The sequence below is a fragment of the Pseudomonas sp. ES3-33 genome, from assembly GCF_000952175.1.
Taxonomy (GTDB): domain Bacteria; phylum Pseudomonadota; class Gammaproteobacteria; order Pseudomonadales; family Pseudomonadaceae; genus Aquipseudomonas; species Aquipseudomonas gregormendelii.
Genome location: NZ_JZRI01000063.1, coordinates 25943 through 42161, shown reverse-complemented (window position 1 = coordinate 42161; position 16219 = coordinate 25943). Strand labels below are relative to the sequence as shown.

The 16219-nt window shown below is 54.6% G+C and carries 13 protein-coding genes; 3 read left to right on the top strand and 10 right to left on the bottom strand.

Going from position 1 to position 16219, the window contains the following annotated elements; translation table 11 throughout:
• Window positions 1–60 precede the first annotated feature (60 nt).
• Window positions 61–1338: an OprD family porin gene (locus tag UB23_RS11620; protein ID WP_442963624.1), complete on the top strand. Its 1278-nt coding sequence runs from the start codon at window positions 61–63 to the stop codon at window positions 1336–1338.
• 201 nt (window positions 1339–1539) lie between these two features.
• On the opposite strand, the gene UB23_RS11615 is transcribed toward UB23_RS11620, so the two are convergent.
• The 9 genes from UB23_RS11615 to UB23_RS11570 all read right to left on the bottom strand — a co-directional run bounded on the left by UB23_RS11615 (window position 1540) and on the right by UB23_RS11570 (window position 12231).
• A complete protein-coding gene (locus UB23_RS11615) occupies window positions 1540–1749 on the bottom strand; it encodes a hypothetical protein (RefSeq protein WP_045059457.1) in 210 nt (69 codons plus the stop codon).
• A gap of 290 nt (window positions 1750–2039) precedes the next feature.
• Window positions 2040–3554: a methyl-accepting chemotaxis protein gene (locus UB23_RS11610; RefSeq protein WP_045059456.1), complete on the bottom strand. Its 1515-nt coding sequence runs from the start codon at window positions 3552–3554 to the stop codon at window positions 2040–2042.
• A 182-nt stretch (window positions 3555–3736) separates the two neighbouring features.
• Window positions 3737–4312 (bottom strand): DUF6436 domain-containing protein, encoded by a 576-nt coding sequence (locus tag UB23_RS11605; protein ID WP_045059455.1) that lies wholly within the window; start codon window positions 4310–4312, stop codon window positions 3737–3739.
• A gap of 1242 nt (window positions 4313–5554) precedes the next feature.
• Window positions 5555–6646 carry an alkene reductase gene (locus UB23_RS11595; protein WP_045059453.1) on the bottom strand — a complete coding sequence of 364 codons (1092 nt, stop codon included), beginning with the start codon at window positions 6644–6646 and terminating at the stop codon, window positions 5555–5557.
• A gap of 104 nt (window positions 6647–6750) precedes the next feature.
• Window positions 6751–8136 carry an aspartate aminotransferase family protein gene (locus UB23_RS11590; protein WP_045059452.1) on the bottom strand — a complete coding sequence of 462 codons (1386 nt, stop codon included), beginning with the start codon at window positions 8134–8136 and terminating at the stop codon, window positions 6751–6753.
• A gap of 64 nt (window positions 8137–8200) precedes the next feature.
• On the bottom strand, window positions 8201–9547 hold the full coding sequence (locus tag UB23_RS11585) for a glutamine synthetase family protein (protein WP_045059451.1): 1347 nt from the start codon (window positions 9545–9547) through the stop codon (window positions 8201–8203).
• A 32-nt stretch (window positions 9548–9579) separates the two neighbouring features.
• On the bottom strand, window positions 9580–10137 hold the full coding sequence (locus UB23_RS11580; protein ID WP_045059450.1) for a helix-turn-helix domain-containing protein: 558 nt from the start codon (window positions 10135–10137) through the stop codon (window positions 9580–9582).
• A gap of 35 nt (window positions 10138–10172) precedes the next feature.
• The gene (gene speB / locus UB23_RS11575; RefSeq protein ID WP_045059449.1) at window positions 10173–11141 is read right to left on the bottom strand and encodes an agmatinase; all 969 of its coding nucleotides are present in this window, start codon (window positions 11139–11141) and stop codon (window positions 10173–10175) included.
• Window positions 11142–11151: 10 nt separating this feature from the next.
• Window positions 11152–12231 (bottom strand): extracellular solute-binding protein, encoded by a 1080-nt coding sequence (locus UB23_RS11570; RefSeq protein WP_045059448.1) that lies wholly within the window; start codon window positions 12229–12231, stop codon window positions 11152–11154.
• A 110-nt stretch (window positions 12232–12341) separates the two neighbouring features.
• Between UB23_RS11570 and UB23_RS11565 the strand changes: the two genes are divergently transcribed.
• Window positions 12342–13250 (top strand): LysR family transcriptional regulator, encoded by a 909-nt coding sequence (locus UB23_RS11565; RefSeq protein WP_045059460.1) that lies wholly within the window; start codon window positions 12342–12344, stop codon window positions 13248–13250.
• A 133-nt stretch (window positions 13251–13383) separates the two neighbouring features.
• Here UB23_RS11565 and UB23_RS11560 read toward each other — a convergent pair whose 3' ends face one another.
• A complete protein-coding gene (locus UB23_RS11560) occupies window positions 13384–14295 on the bottom strand; it encodes a LysR family transcriptional regulator (protein ID WP_045059447.1) in 912 nt (303 codons plus the stop codon).
• Between the two features lie 107 nt (window positions 14296–14402).
• On the opposite strand from UB23_RS11560, the gene UB23_RS11555 reads away from it, so the two are divergent.
• Entirely contained in the window at window positions 14403–16142 is a 1740-nt protein-coding gene (locus UB23_RS11555; RefSeq protein WP_045059446.1) for an amidohydrolase, read from the top strand.
• Window positions 16143–16219: the final 77 nt, after the last annotated feature.

Below are 16219 nucleotides of genomic sequence, written 5' to 3'. Positions count from 1 at the left end.
TAACAATTATAAAAATTCGGAGCATTATAAGTGAGCGTAAATAAAATATCTGCAACTTTGATGTTTGGCAGCATTGCCATGAGTAGCCAGGTGTTTGCTGACTTCCTAAGTGATAGCAAAGCTACGTTAGGAATGAGGAACTTCTACTTCAATAACGACAACCGTGATGGCACCGCTGTCCCTTCGAAAACCGAAGAGTGGGCGCAGGGTTTCATGCTGGACGTTAAGTCGGGATATACCGATGGTACCGTTGGTTTTGGTGTCGATGCCTTGGGGTTGCTGGGTGTTACCCTGGACACAGGCAAGGGACGCCACGTCGGCAGCTCTATGATTCCCTCTGACAGTGATAACCGCGCCGTCGATGAGTGGAGTCGGTTGGGGTTGACCGGAAAAGTCAAAATATCGAAGACCGACCTGCGCTACGGCACCTTGATTCCGAAACTTCCGATTCTGGTCGCCAACGATGGACGGGTGCTTCCACAAACCTTCGACGGCAGCCAAATCACCTCGAGCGAGTTCAAGGATCTGACTCTGACCGGTGGGCGAATTGAACATGCAACAGGTCGCGGTTCAACTGATCAGACGGGGCTGGCCGCTCTGGGAGGTACGCGTGAAAGCAACCAGTTCGACTTCGCCGGGGGCGACTGGAAAGTCACCAAGGATCTAACGGCTCAGTACTACTATGCCCATCTCGAAAACTACTACACTCAGCAGTTTTTCGGGCTGATTCACACGCTTGCGTTCTCGGACAACCAATCCCTGAAAACCGACCTGCGCTATTTCAACACTGACTCGTCAGGTGAAAACAACTCCGGTACATCAGGTTACAGAATCAGTGGCTACACCAAAAACGGTGATGGCGTGATCGACAACCGTACCTGGAGTGCTGCATTGATTTACAGCCTTGGCGGCCATGCGATAACTGCGGGCTACCAAAGCGTTTCGGACGGTAGCAGCTTCACCCAGCTCAACCAGGGTGGTTTGGTAGATAAAGGCGCCGGAGGCAGCAGCGTGTACCTGTATACAGACCGTCTGATCCAGAGTTTCACCCGCGCAGGGGAGCGTACGTCATTCGGTCAGTACGCCTATGACTTTGCTGCCCTGGGTGTCCCTGGACTGAAAGCCTCGGTCATATACCTCTCCGGGGACAATATCAAGACGAGATCCGGTGACAATCAGAAAGAATGGGAAAGGGATATTTTTCTCGACTACGTCCTTCAGTCAGGGGCGCTCAAAGGTGTTGGATTCGGTTGGCGTAACGGTAAATCCAATAGTGAAGCCGCCCGTGATCAAGATCAGAATCGGGTTTTTGTAAGCTACAGCATTCCGCTTCTCTAAGGGCGCAGCATATGCGCTTGCTGAATCGCACCACTCGCACCACTCGCACCACTCGCACCACTCGCACCACTCGCGGCGTCGCGCCCACCGAAGCAGGGCAACTGCTCTTGTAGACCCTCGCACTTGCGCTCGACGAACAGGATGCAAGCAGCCGCCCTGAGTGAGCTGGGCGGTAAGCCCGCTGGAACAATACGAATAACCTCAGTGGAACACGCAGCCAAAACCATCCTGTGGCCGGTGCTGCGGGAGTTGATGATCACTTACCCCGCCTCCCAGGCCGATATCACTTTGGACTATGGGTTGACGGACATCGTTGCCGAACGCATTGATGCCCGCGTCCGCCTTCGTGAGTACGTCGATAAAGACAATGATTGCGCTGCGCATTTCGCCAGATATTCCGATGATAATCATCGGTGCATCGTCCTACTTCGATAGGAGGATGTGCAAAGCGTCGGTAGCGAGTGACCGCTTTTGGCCGATTTAGGCCTGTTGCTAGAGGCACAAATCGATCCTAAGCGGTCGGTAAGCCGAGCCAAGGTAAGCGAGCAAGGGACTGCGTATAACGGCGCTTATGGTACGGGTCAAGATCATACCGCGCGCCAGTGCGGGGCTCGCGCTGGCACGCGTCCGGCCGTTAATGTCGGACTAGACACACAAACATCAGCCAAAGTAGTCCGTAAGATTTGCCTACCAAGTCGGGGCTATTCAGCGCTTAGAGCGCTAACGCGGAAGCGACCACTCAAACGGCTCAAACGATCGGCTAACTGGCTGAGTTGCTGGCCATCGTTATTAAGCTTGTTCGCATCGCCGAACGTTTGCTCAGCCACTTTTTGCACAATGTGCAGATGCTGACTGACTTCTGCACTGGTGGCAGCTTGCTCGTGGGTGGCAGCGGCAATCAGCTCGTTCATTTGAGTAATGGCGCTGATGTCTTGCGCTACGGCGCCGAGCAGTTCGGCAGTTGCCTGACTGTCTCGTAGGCAGCTGCGCGCACTGTCTCGGCTTTCCTGCATGGCAGTCGCTGCTTGACGGCTGCCTTGTTGCAGGCCGCTGATGATTTCTTGGATCTCAGCGGTGGACAACGCTGTTTTCTGCGCAAGATTACGCACCTCGTCAGCCACGACGGCAAAACCACGACCATGCTCGCCAGCACGTGCGGCTTCAATCGCAGCGTTTAGGGCCAGCAGGTTGGTTTGATCCGCAATCGAACGGATCACTTCCAGAACCTTGCCGATTTTCTCGGACTGTTCTGCCAGCGCCTGAACCTCGGTTTCAGTAACATCGATTTGCGTGGCTAGTTTGCCAATCTCGCTACGCACATGGTTGACCGAGCGGCTACCCTCGGCAGCCTGTTGATTGGCGGTTTGAGCTGCCGTTGCGGCGCCATCTGCATGTCCAGCTACTTCGTCAATAGCGGTGCTCATCTGCAGCATGGCTGAGCTCATGTAGATGATTTCGCCTTGCTGCTGCTCCGCGCCGGAGCTTACGTGGCCGGTGGTTTGCAGCAGACCGTCACCCATTTTTTTCAGGCTTTGGGTGTCTTTAATCACTTCACCGACCAACTCATCTAAGGTGCCGAGAAAGTGATTAAAGCCTAGGCTAACTTTGCCCTGGGCACTGCTGCGGTAAACGAGGTTTATTTCGTCATCTTTCTCAGTGATCTTTTCGGCCGCTTGCATCAGCGCCGCGCTTTCAACGGCTTCCGCGTGGGTCTGTATCGCCAAGTAAATCAGGATTGCGCTTTCTGCTACGACGTACATTGCATGCAGGAAAATTATCGGCCAACTGCCGCTCGGCAGTACAACCACGTCAACACCTTGTCCTTGCAATGCAAAGAAACTCAGGTGGTGCACCGCAATCACCAATGCTGCGACCGCGATCGGCAGCCAGTCGCGGTAATATACTAAGAAGGCCAGTAACACAAAGATGCTGAAGTGCATTTCCATCATGCCGCCGGCCTGGTTGATGTGCAGGGCCGCCATCACCATATACGCCGCGCCCATCACGCAACGCAACAGGCGTTGGCTGCTGATGAGCTGGTTAAGTACGCTCATTACTACAGCCGTACCACCACCGACCAGGAGCGCTTGACCCCAAGTGCCATTCCAGAATGCGAGGCCGAGCGAGTACACAAACATCAGCCACAGCACCCCCAGCATGATTCGGTCTGCTTTTTGGTAGTGCTGTTGAAGGGTGGGGGAGAGGTTGGCTGACATGGTGAGAGGCTCGAGAGGTTGTGCTGCAGTCGTGGTGAGTGCGGCAATCAATATACTTCTAAATAGCGTTAGCTTGATTTAGGCGAGCGGCAACTGCTCACAATTGCTGTATCGGCAAGTTGAGTCTAGGGATGAGCGTGAGTTTGCGCATAATGCCGTAGCGCGCTGCCGGTTTGTGATCGTCAATTGCTCGGCCAGTCGCAGAAGCAGCCTACGGCCATTGTGTTGTTTACGTTTACGGGTCTGCCAGCAATCAGGGCGTCTAAAATGGGCTCGATAATGCTGTTACTAGAAGAGGTGCAGGTTGCGCCTTCGCTGTAGGGGCCGAAGTATGCCAGTTGGCCTGTCCGGTCCCAGATTGCCACAGCCGGGCTGGCGGGAATTTTGTAGCTGCCGCTCAAGGCCGGTAAGGTTTTCAGGGCGTTCAGGACATCAGGTAATTGGCCGTGGCTACCTGGTGTTTGTACTGCGTAGAAACTTACACCTTGTGGGCCGAAGCGCTTGATCAGCTCGGTCAGGTGTTGCTGGTTGCCGATATTGCACGGGCAGGACGGATCCCAGAAATGTATCAGGCGGATCGGGCCTGGACCAGCAAGCTCATCAGGCAGGCGCAGCTGTTTACCGTAGAATAACGCGGTCTGCTCACCGAAGCTGCGCAGGTAGCGCGCTTCGTACCACCAGTAGGCGACTAGCATGGAGAGGCCCCAGAGCATAATCAGCAGGCTTGCTATAAGGGTTTTGCGATTCGGGCGGGTCATGGGCAGTCTTTAATTTTCAGATGCGCAACTTACCATAGCTAGGGCATACCAAGCAGGCCGCCATCAAATCACGCCTCACAGCTCACTCCTTGGGCTATCAGCACTCCATTGCCAGGATGGGTGGCAATTTACAACTATGGTGCTGTCATCGGAACTACGACCATGGCTACTCAGCCCAAGCCACAGCCGTCGCTTTACTCCTAAGTTATGCGACGACTCACTCAGGCTTGGCGGTAAGGGCATTGCGGTGTCGCGTGAGCCTGTCGCAGGTGCGCAATGATCATGCAACATGAAATGCGAAAGATGCGGCATTGAGAAGAGGGATGTTAATTCGTTGCGCTCGGCCCCCCACTAAGGGCAAAGATCTGGAGCCACAGCGAGGCGCTCGGGCGATTTTTTACCTGTTACGACTGACCGGAATGGCCGAGGCTGTGTAAAAACGTTTTAGCGCAGGGGTTGAGGTACAGAACCAGAACAAAAATCGCGTGCCTACACAAATTTCAGGTCTGCTGATTAACCAAAGACTGGCCGATTTTACGTAGCAACGCAGACTTTAAAACGGTGCCTACGTGTTTACACAGCCTGGGCCGGTAGCAGTCATTTGGGGCATGAGGACGTTCGAGTCGCTTTAGGGGGGGCAATATGAAAGAGATGTTAGCGATTGACAGGGCGCCAGAGAAAGGGGGGCATGTACCCATTTTTGTACCAATGACCATGTAAAGAAGGAAAACACCGGGTACTTCTGAGTTGGTAAGTGCCCGGATTCATTGGCTATTAGTACTTTGCCTTACCCCTTACGAATCGCGGTGTAATTCTGCGCGGAATTACGCCAGCACTGCTTATCGTGAAGGGCAGAAATCGACCCAAAGCTGCCCTTCGTGAAGGATGGCTTCTGGTCAATAGGAACTCTCCAGAATCGTCAGCTATCGACGGAGGAATCCGAGCTCATTCAGTTTCCGTTTAAGCCGCTGTCGCGGGTTAGAAGGGGGCGTTTCCAATGGATTACCTTCTGCATCATTTCGTCCTTCCCTGTGTCTTTGTCCGCGATTCCGAGGATGCTGAACGCGAAATTTTGTCCGAAGTCTTTGTGATAATCGGTGTGCAGAGCTCGTATACGGAAGCTCCCAAGGAGATGGTTCATAAATATATGTTCCTCCAAAAAGTCTCAGATATCTCTCAGGCTACGCCAATATAGCAAATTATTATTTCAAGCTTGTGGTAGTAGCTTCGCTGGTTGTTAACTTATAACGCTGGGTAATCCGTATATCCTTCGGCCCCACCACAATAAAATGTAGAACTGTCTGGTTCATTCAATGGAGCATTCAGTCGAAAGCGCTCGGGGAGATCTGGATTCGCGAGGAAAAGCCTTCCAAAAGCAACAGCGTCTGCAATATCTTCACACAACAGTTTATCTGCCCTTTCGGCAGTGTAGTGGCTGCAAAAAAACAGGCTTCCTGTGAAGTTTTTCCTGATGTCCTGTCGGAATGTATCAGTCAGCGGTTCTCCTCCTGCCCAATCTGGTTCAGCAATATGCAGATAGGCCAACCCGCGCTGGCTAAACGCACGGGCCAAATATTCAGTCATTTCTTCAGCATCAGTATCTTGAATTTCATTGAAGATGCCGTTAGGGGTTAAGCGCACGCCTATACGTCCAGCACCATATATGGAAGTCGCTGCATCAATGACGTCGAGCAAGATTCGCGCCCTATTCTCCAGACTGCCTCCGTAGATGTCATCACGATGGTTAGTATTGGTTGATAAAAATTGGTTTAGTAAATAGCCGTTGCCCGAGTGAATTTCAATAGCATCAAACCCCGCGCGCTTGGCTCGAATTGCAGCATTGGTGTAATCATTCACAATGCCCGGAATTTCGTCGAGCGTTAAAGCTCTTGGGCCATCGCACAATACCCGTTCAAATCCTCCATCTTTCGGTATTCTCGAAGTTGACTCTGTGACTGGAATGGCGGAGGGCGCAACGGGTAGTGTTTCTCCCGGCTGCAGCTTGCTGTGAGAAATGCGACCGACATGCCAGAGTTGCAGCGCAATCTTACCGTCGTTGGCATGTACGCCATCAACTACTCGTTTCCAGGCGGCTTCATGTTGATCGGTATAAATGCCAGGCGTATTCAAATAGCCTTGCCCTTGCTGTGAGATTTGCGTTGCCTCGGTAATAATAAGGCCCGCCGTAGCACGTTGTGCGTAATATTCAGCATTTAGCTCAGTCGGAGAAAAATCTTCTCCTGCCCGCATTCGAGTTAGCGGCGCCATAATAATGCGATTTTTAAGGGTAAGATCACCACTTTGTAACGGGCTGAACAGTTTTTTATATTTCATGGGAATTCTCATTTTCTTGAAGGTGAAAAAAGTTTATTGAAGTTGATTGTGCGTATCAGAGAAAAAGGTGCGTTATCTCAGCGCGCTATAAAGTACAGCTCGCACTAATCTTTAATTTTGATTCTATCAAGAACTTCTTCATATGTGAGGTCCAGGCACAGACGCGCCTTCGCTATCAGCTCGTCGATTTCGGATTTGCTGATCACGAGCGGTGGTGCGATGACCATGGTCTCCCCGACTGCGCGCATGATCAGGCCATTGTTGAAACAATGGTTGCGGCAAATCATGCCCACCCCATTGGACTCGAAGCGTTCGCGTGTGTGCTTGTTCTTCACCAACTCGATCGCGCCGAGCATTCCCAACCCTCGTATTTCACCCACGAGTGGATGGTCCTCCAGTTCGCGCAAACGCTTTTGCAGATAGGGAGCCGTTTCTTCCCGAACGCGCTCAAGAATCTTTTCTTCGCGGATGATCCGTATGTTTTCCAGTGCCACTGCCGCCGATACAGGGTGCCCGGAGTAGGTGAAACCATGATAGAAATCACCTCCCTCGTTAAGCACCTCGGCCACTTTGTCGCTGACGATCAAGCCGCCCATGGGGATGTAACCAGAGGTCAGCCCCTTTGCAATTGTCATAAAATCAGGGCTGATGCCGTAATAGTCGCTACCGAACCATTCGCCGGTACGACCAAATCCACAGACCACCTCATCGGCGGTGAACAGGATGTCGTATTTGGCGAGAATCTCGCGAATCCTTGGCCAGTAAGTGTCAGGCGCAATGATCACGCCACCCGCCCCCTGGATAGGCTCGGCAACAAAGGCCGCGACGTTATCAATACCAATCTTGAGTATTTTTTTTTCCAACTGGTCCGCGGCCCAAGTGCCGAATTCGTCGGGGCTCATATCGCCACCTTCGCCGAACCAGTACGGCTGTGCGATGTGCACGATGTCCGGAATCATCCCGCCTTGGTCATGCATGGCTTTCATGCCACCCAAGCTCGCGCCGGCCACGGTGGAGCCGTGGTAGCCATTCAAACGACCGATGATGACCTTCTTCTCTGGTTGGCCTTTGACCGCCCAGTAGTGACGAACCATGCGCACCATGGTGTCGTTCGCTTCCGAGCCGGAGCCAGTAAAGAACACATGGTTCATATGCGCAGGAGCCAACTCTGCGATGACCTTGGCCAATTCCAGCACCGGCGGGTGTGCCGTCATGAAGAAGGTGTTGTAGTAAGGGAGTACGTTCATCTGATGACTGGCAGCTTTGGCAAGCTCATCTCGACCATAACCGATGGCTACGCACCAAAGCCCGGCCATGGCATCAAGGATCTTGTTGCCCTCGCTGTCCCATAGATACACGCCGTCGGCCCTGGTGATTATCCGCGGGCCGGTTTGCTTCAACTGTTTATAGTCGCTGAACGGTGCCAAGTGATGCTTGTCGCTTAGCACCTGCCATTCCAGAGTTTTGGGGTTATGCACGGTTTTGTTCATGGCTGTCTCCTTGAAAGTGTTCTATTGGTCCGGGTTGCTGAAGCAAAGCAGTAACCACTCGAAATCAGAGAAACCAGCGGTATTCACGGGCGTTGATTTCCTCCTGGAGCGCTAAATGATCCTGGCGTTTGTTTTCGCAATACACGTCGACAAACTCGGCCCCTAACCCTTCGCGAACTTGACGTTGTTGCTGCATGGCGCGAACGCCATGGAGAACGTCAAGAGGAAAATCAATGCCACTGCTTCGGTCTTCATTTAGCGGTGCTATAGGGTCGAGACGATTCTCCAATCCCTGCTCCATACCGACCAGAATCGCGGCCAGCACAAGGTACGGATTGGCGTCGGCACCGGCGATTCGGTGTTCGATGCGCAAGTTCTTCGCGTCCGATTCGGGAATACGCACGCAGGCATCACGATCCTCGTAACCCCAACTGGCACGCGCTGCGGAATTTACTGAGCCACCCAGGCGGCGGTAGGCATTTTGATTAGGAGCAAAAATCGGCATGCAAAACGGCAGCAGCTCCAGGCATCCAGCTACCGAGTGGCGCAATGCTTGTTGCTCGGTGGCCGCCAACAAGTTGTTGCCATCAGCGTCGTACAGGCTGACGTGTACGTGCATGCCGCTGCCTGGATGTTCCAGATAGGGCTTGGCCATAAAGCTGGCACGGTAACCATGTTTCAGCGCTACTCCACGGGTGCTACGGCAAAACAAGGCAGCCCAGTCCGCGGCGCGCAGACCGTCGTCTAGATGACCGAAATTGATTTCGAACTGTCCAGGGCCGAGCTCAGCGGTAATCACGGTAGTGTCGATACCTTGTGCGCGTGCGGTTTCGACCATGTCATCGAGTACCGGTGCAAAGCGCGATAGGCGTTCGATGTGCATGTTGGGCTGATCGTCGCCATCGTCCGAGCATTCATCACGGGGAAATTGAGGCAGCCCATCGCGCAATTTTTTATCGAACAGATAGAACTCCAGTTCGAACGCCACCACCGGATGAATGCCTTTGGTGCGCAGGCGTTGCAGCACCTGAACGAGTACTTCCCGCGGCTCGAACTCGATAGGCGTCGCCGTGCCATCAGACGTAATCAGCATCTGACCTACCGGCTGCGCTTCCCAACTTACGAGCTTCAGCGTACCCGGTACCAGACGGCGCATAGCATCCGGGTCACCGTCATTGAAGCAGTAGTCGCCGATTTTGAACAAACCACCCTGTACACCTAGCAGCACACAGTTTTGGGGCAGCTTCAGAGCGCTGCCGGCGGCAACCTTTTCCAACATGTCTACCGGGTAACGTTTCCCGTAAAAGTGCCCCGGAATATCCAAGGCAATCAGGTCGACGTAGCGGACTTGCGGGTAGCGCAGGCGGAAGGCACGCACTTCAACCAGCAGGTCTGCACTGTCAGCATTCATAGTTGTTTTTCCTTCGTTTTTTATAGGTGACATCAGTTGTAAACCCAAAGGACCCGGGTCGTTTGTTCAGTGAGGTTGCCGTAGCGACAAAGGGTGTGGCGAGCCAACTGAAAGCTGTCTCCAGGGAACAAGGTGATTGGCTCGTCGTCATCGCCGAGCCATAACTTCAACTCTCCCTCCAGGATGTAACCGCCTTGCTCGGAGCCGTCATTCATATAACGCTCACCACTGTTGGCTCCAGGCACCAGCTGGCTTTCAAGCATGGAGAAGGGCGCTGACAGCTTCGGCGATACTAAAATGTCAGTAATACCATTGGCGAAATACAGCGCCCGTCGCTCATCCGGTCGAGTGACCCAAGGCAATTTCTTGGGTTTTGGCAAACTGTAGAAATACGTGGTTGCCACCCCGAGGGCTTCACTGATCGCCGTCAAATCCGCCACAGTTGGACGTGATAGGCCGCTTTCGATCAGGGAAAGAAAATCGACCGTACAGCCAACCTTCTCCGCCAGTTCCATCAGCGTGCACTTCCTGTGCTCGCGCAGGTCGTGAATAAGGATCGCCAACGCCGCTATTTCTTCTTGCTTGTTCATGCCTAGAGCTCCAGAGGTTGGCTCATCGTGCAGATTTAACTGACGGGTAATTTGTGCCGCGCGGCATATAGGCAAACCATCTCCATAGCGATGGTCGCCCCGGCCAGCGCCGTCACTTCCGCATGGTCGTAAGGCGGCGAGACTTCCACCACATCCATTCCGACCAGGTTGATACCGCGCAACGCACGCAGGATTTCCAGCGCCTGATGCGTACTCAATCCACCGCAGACCGGAGTACCCGTACCGGGTGCGAAGGCCGGGTCGAGACAGTCGATATCGAAGGTCAGGTACACAGGGTTATCCCCGACCCGCGCAAGAATCAGCTCGGCGATAGCCTTCGGTGAGGTGCTGAGAACTTGGCGGGCATCGAGTACCTGGAAGCCCATCGTGTCGTCATTGGTAGTGCGAAGACCGATCTGCACTGAACGGCCCGGATCGACCAGGCCTTGTCGGGCGGCGTGATAGAACATAGTGCCGTGATGAATGCCTTGCTCGCTGTCGTCGGCATCCGGCCAGGTATCACTGTGAGCGTCAAAGTGCACGAGCGACAAAGCGCCGTGCCTCTTCGCATGGGCCTTGAGCAATGGGTAGCTAATGAAGTGATCACCCCCCAGCGTAAGCATCCCGCAGCCCGCACCCAGAATGTAATCGGCATGCGCTTCTATGGCGGCGGGCGTCCTCTGCGGCTGTCCATGGTCGAAGTTGCAATCGCCGTAGTCGATCACAGCCAAATGATCGAATGGATCAAACTCCCATGGGAAAGGGCGCTCCCACGCCGACTGGATTGAGGCAGCACGGATTGCCCTTGGTCCGAAGCGAGTACCCGGGCGATTGCTGGTAGCGGTGTCGAACGGTATGCCACTGACGACCAGATCGACCCCGTTCAAGTCACGCGTATAGCGCCGGCGCATGAAACTGGTGATGCCGCCGTAGGTCGGTTCAGATTGCGTCCCGTACAGACTTTCACGGGTGATGGCCAGGTCGTTACCTTGAAATACTTCCATGGTGGAATCCTTAAATTTTGGTGCGGAACGTGGTCCACAGACGAGTGCGATCGCGCTGGGCGCGTAGCGGCAGTAGCTGCTCGCTGAACAGGCGGTCGCGAACTTCTTGTGACGGATAGATATCTGGGTCAGTCGTTACGGCCTTATCGATCAACGGCGTGGCCGCCTTGTTGGCGTTGGCAAAGAACAAGGAATTGGTCAGCGCGGCAATGGACTCCGGGCGCAGCATGAAGTCGATGAAGGCACGAGCGGCTTGTGGGTGCGGCGCATCTACAGGAATGGCCATGGAATCGAACCAGAGCAGGGTGCCTTCGCGCGGAATCCGATAGATCACCTCGAACGGCTGCTTGGACTCACTGGCTCGGGCAGCGGCTATCGCAGCGTCGCCGTTGTAGACCAGGGTCAGACAAACGTCCCCCTTGGCCAGGTCGTCAATCTGCCGACTGCTGTTGATATATCGCAGATTCGGCTGAAGTTGGGTCAGCAGTTGCTGTGCCTGCTTCAGCTCGTTCGCATCCGTGCTGTAGGGGGGATGGCCGAGATAGTTGAGGACGATACTGATCACTTCCTGTGGTGAATCCAGCACGGCGATACCGCAGTCCTTGAGCTTGCTTGCGTATTCAGGCTTGAACAATAGATCGAGGCTGTTCAAGGGGGCATCTGGAATCCGCTTGGCCACTGCCTGCTTGTTGATGCCCAAGCCAACCGTACCCCAAGCGTAAGGCACCCCATATTGATTGCCAGGGTCGCTGGAAGTCAGCTTGAGTAGCAGATCCGGGTCAAGGTTGGCGTAATGCGTAAGCTGGGCGTGCTCGATCGGTTGCACCGCCCCGGCTTTGATCGCCACCGCCAACGAGTTAGTGGAGGGGAACACCACATCGTAACCACTGTGTCCAGTGAGCAACTTGCTGTCTTGCTCCTCGGCGCTGGAGAACACGTCGAGTTTGACTTCGATTCCAGTCTCATTTTTGAAGCGCTGAAGCACCTCATCGGGGATGTACTCGGTCCAGGTATAAATACTCAACTGCGTATCGGTGGCCTGAGCCCCAAAACATAAGCACAAGCAGAACAAACCTATCAAGGCGCGCATGACATAACTCCTCGGTTAGCATCGATGCGCGAATCCTATGCCCTGCCATATCTTGAATAAATATGAAGTGTGCTACCTTGGCATTCACCGCCATCAATGTTTGGAGCGACATGTTCAATCAAGTGCACGATGTTGATCTGCAACTACTGCGCTTGTTCGTCTGCGTGGTGGAATGCGGCGGTTTCAGCGCCGCCCAGGGTGAGTTGAGGATCGGCCAGTCGACCATCAGTACGCAGATGGCCAAACTCGAAACCCGCCTCGGCTATCGTCTCTGCGAACGCGGCAAGGCGGGCTTTCGCCTGACACCAAAGGGCGAGCTGGTCCTGCAAGCCACGCGCAACCTGTTCTCTTCCATCGAAGTATTCAAGAGCGAGGCCCAGGGCATGGCCGACAAACTGCTCGGCGAACTGTCTATCGGCCTGTCCGAAGCCCTCGACTCGCAGGTGATCGAGCGTATCTCGCACGCCATCGGGTGTTTTCGCAAGCGTAACCAGGATGTGCAGATCAAGTTACTCAGTGCCATGCCGGCAGAGTTGGAACGGCGCCTGTTGCAGAACCAGTTGCACCTCGCCATCAGCTACTTCTCCGGCCAGCAAAGTGCTCTGAATTACCATCCTCTGTTCGAAGAACAGCAACGACTCTACTGCGGTAAGGGTCACCCGTTATTCGGTGTTCCACACCCCGGCCAGATGCAGTTGAGTGCCTGTGACGGAGTGCTCCACCCCTACCGCTTCACAAGCTCAGTCGAAGCATTCAAGCCCAACTACAGTAGTGTGAGCACCGAGCAGGTCGAAGGCAGTCTGGCCTTTATCCTGTCTGGCGCGCACATCGGCTACCTGCCCCGCCACGTCGCTGCGCCTTGGCAAGCCCGAGGCCTGTTGCAGGTACTAGGCCCCGCGACTTTTGAATTCAGTGTGCAATTCCATTTGGCCAACCATAGTGCCCGCCAACCAAGTGAGGCACAGCAAGCTTTGGTTGAAGATTTGCTGATGGCGTTCGCCGAACCGGAGGACGTTTGACTGGGAACCAGCGACGCGCCTACCTCAATCGTTATCCGACCCATAGCATCCGGTCATGCAGGGGGACTATCCACTGATGGCCGGCATAAAATCCTTCTCAGAGAGCGCGGTTGTTCAGTACCTCGCTACCCCTTTAATGCAGCGCCTCTTCTTCCAGGTAGTTACCAAGACATTCAATAAAAGCCAGGAGTTTGCGTGTGTGGCGTCTGTGTGCCGGATAGATTACATGGACTGTAGAACCGAATTGCTCCGGGTCAGGGTCTGTATCGGGGAGCAGCTGCACAAGTTCGCCACGCCGCAAATAGGGAGCAGCACTCCACTGTGGACAAAATTGCAATCCCTGCCCATCCAGCAGCGCATTAAACAGAAGATCATAGTTATCGCTAGACAGGCGAGGCACAGGCTGCAAAATGCGCCGGCGCTCGCCTTCATGGGTCAACCACCAGTAATGCGGGTTCAGTGCAGGGTGTCGATAGATCAACCAGTCATGTTGATCGAACGTTTGCGGTAGGACTTCTAGAGGATTGCGCTGTAGATAGCGTGGGCTAGCGCAAAGTCGGATACGGTTGACGGTCAGTGGTCGGGCAATCAGATCCGGCCCCACAGGTCCGTCACGCACAGCAAGATCGTAGCTGCCCTCAAGCAGGTCCACGAACTCTTCGGTGAGAATTACCTCAAGACGCATCTGGGGGTATCTATCGAGAAAGCGGCAGCACACCGCATTCAGAAACGCTGGACCGTAGGACGGTGGCGCCGCTACTCGCAACGAGCCACACATCTCCTGCTGGAGTTGGTCAAGATCTTCCCGAGCTTGCTGCAGCTGAATCAGCACCTGTCGAGCGCTTGCCAAATAGATCTGCCCGGCCTCGGTCAGGGCAATTCGGCGGGTAGAACGCTCAAAAAGACGTGTGCCCAATTCCGTCTCAAGGTGGGTTACCGCCCGGGTCAGAGCCGACGTGGTTTTGCCCAGATGGGAAGCTGCGCGCGTAAAACTGCCTTGATCTGCCGTGGCGACGAACATAGTGATAGCGCCGAGCTGGTCCATTCGCTTTTACCTTTCTGGAAAGTATGTCTTTCGGGGTTTAGGTATTCTTAACATCGCCTCCTTTGGATAGTCTCCCGAACACTCTAATAAAAAAAGGTTTTCAGGCGATGAAGAAGGTTCTCGGGACGACGTTGGCAATTGCTGTCGCTTTTGCATCAATGGAAAGCATGGCGGCTGTCGATTTGCTCTTGTACAACGCAAAGGTGTTCACGGCCGAGCCGGGTCAGCCGCTGCAACAAGCCGTCGCGGTAGCCGATGGCCGTATCCTCAAGGTCGGGAGTGATGTCGAGATTCTTTCGCTCAAAGATGCCATGACCCAAGTGGTGGATTTGAAGGGTAAGGTCGTCATGCCAGGCTTCATTGACAGCCACAGCCACGCGATCTTTGGCGGCGTGAAGCTAAAGGCGGCAGATCTCGAGGGCCAGATGTTGGCCTTCGACGAACTGGAGCAGCGTTTGCGCGCGTGGCGAGACGACGGCAAGGCGCGGCACGGAGACAGTCTGGCGGTCGGTGGTTTCCCCTCCACTTACTGGAGTGAAGTGGCTGAATTTGAAAAGCGCTTCAATCATGGCGAATGGGCCGATACACCGATTGCTTTCATCGGCTGGGATTATCACACCGGCTGGGCCAACGCGGCGATGCTCAAGCGAGCAGGCATCGATGCCGAGCGCGTCAAGTCGCTTAAAGGCGAAGCGGTGGCGACCATCGGCCATCATGAGGACAGTACCCCCAATGGCTTCGTGGCTGACGCGGGTCTGTCTGCGGTGATGTCGCAATTGCCTGCGCCGACCTTTGATCAACTTATGGCCGCTGGCCGCGCGGCGCGTGACCTGAACCACAGCCTGGGCATCACCGCCCTTATGGACCCGGCGGCCAATGCCATGCCAGCCGATGGGCTGTTCGACTTCAAGCCCACAGCGCACACGCTTGGGGTGTTGCCCGTCTATAAAGCGCTATCGGAAAAAGGTGAGCTTCAGTTGCGGGTAGCCGCGCTGATGGTTGCCAATCCGAAAAGCGCGCCGGCGGATCTGGATGTGCTGGATCAGGTAAGGAAGCAGTTCCTTGGCGTCGAAAATCTCAGCCTGCCGGGCATCAAGATCTTTGCCGATGGCGTCGCCGAATTTCCGGCACAAACCGCGTCGTTGCTCACCCCCTACAAGAATTCAAAGAAAGGCGGGGAGTTGTTGATCGATCCCGCTCACTTCGGTGAACTGGTCAGCGCCGCGGACGCCCGTGGCTGGCTGGTGCATGTGCATGCCATCGGCGACCGGGCGGTACGCGAAGCGCTCAATGGGATCGAGCAGGCCAGGCATGACAGACAGAGTGGCGTGACGCATTCGATCACCCATTTGCAGATGGTCAATCCCAAGGAATTCGCTCGTTTCAAGCCCCTGAATGTGATCGCTTCCATGCAGCTGTACTGGGCGTCAGCGGATGAGTTGAGCGTTGATTTGCTGAAGCCTTACATCAGTGCAATGCAGTTTCAATTCATGTACCCGGCGCGTTCATTATTGAAAAATGGCGCGACCATCGCAGGTGCCAGCGACTGGCCGGTCAGTACGCCCAACCCGTGGAAAGCTATTGGGCAGGCCATCAGTCGCAAAGGCCCCAAGGGCGTGCTCAACAAGGATGAGGATATCGATCGGGAAACGATGTTCTATGCCTATACCCGCAACGCCGCCCGCGCGATCGGTTTAGATAAAGAGATTGGCTCTGTCACCGCGGGTAAACAGGCTGACCTGATTGTTCTTGATCGCGATGTATTCAACGTGCCTGAAGAGCAACTCGCCGACACCCAAGTACTCAAGACCTATTTTTCCGGGCGCGAAGTTTACAGCCACCCGTAATCCTCCAACGTCAGCCTGACCGTTGCTCTTCGGGGCATGGGAGGGCGAAGCCTAGCCTGCCAATAATAATAAACAGG

What these genes read in the sequence shown, in the direction of transcription:
- UB23_RS11620 (WP_442963624.1), top strand. Translation starts at nt 61, where the DNA reads ATGTTTGGCAGCATTGCCATGAGTAGCCAGGTGTTTGCTGACTTCCTA.
- UB23_RS11615 (WP_045059457.1), bottom strand. Translation starts at nt 1,749, where the DNA reads ATGATTATCATCGGAATATCTGGCGAAATGCGCAGCGCAATCATTGTC.
- UB23_RS11610 (WP_045059456.1), bottom strand. Translation starts at nt 3,554, where the DNA reads ATGTCAGCCAACCTCTCCCCCACCCTTCAACAGCACTACCAAAAAGCA.
- UB23_RS11605 (WP_045059455.1), bottom strand. Translation starts at nt 4,312, where the DNA reads ATGACCCGCCCGAATCGCAAAACCCTTATAGCAAGCCTGCTGATTATG.
- UB23_RS11595 (WP_045059453.1), bottom strand. Translation starts at nt 6,646, where the DNA reads ATGAAATATAAAAAACTGTTCAGCCCGTTACAAAGTGGTGATCTTACC.
- UB23_RS11590 (WP_045059452.1), bottom strand. Translation starts at nt 8,136, where the DNA reads ATGAACAAAACCGTGCATAACCCCAAAACTCTGGAATGGCAGGTGCTA.
- UB23_RS11585 (WP_045059451.1), bottom strand. Translation starts at nt 9,547, where the DNA reads ATGAATGCTGACAGTGCAGACCTGCTGGTTGAAGTGCGTGCCTTCCGC.
- UB23_RS11580 (WP_045059450.1), bottom strand. Translation starts at nt 10,137, where the DNA reads ATGAACAAGCAAGAAGAAATAGCGGCGTTGGCGATCCTTATTCACGAC.
- speB (WP_045059449.1), bottom strand. Translation starts at nt 11,141, where the DNA reads ATGGAAGTATTTCAAGGTAACGACCTGGCCATCACCCGTGAAAGTCTG.
- UB23_RS11570 (WP_045059448.1), bottom strand. Translation starts at nt 12,231, where the DNA reads ATGCGCGCCTTGATAGGTTTGTTCTGCTTGTGCTTATGTTTTGGGGCT.
- UB23_RS11565 (WP_045059460.1), top strand. Translation starts at nt 12,342, where the DNA reads ATGTTCAATCAAGTGCACGATGTTGATCTGCAACTACTGCGCTTGTTC.
- UB23_RS11560 (WP_045059447.1), bottom strand. Translation starts at nt 14,295, where the DNA reads ATGGACCAGCTCGGCGCTATCACTATGTTCGTCGCCACGGCAGATCAA.
- UB23_RS11555 (WP_045059446.1), top strand. Translation starts at nt 14,403, where the DNA reads ATGAAGAAGGTTCTCGGGACGACGTTGGCAATTGCTGTCGCTTTTGCA.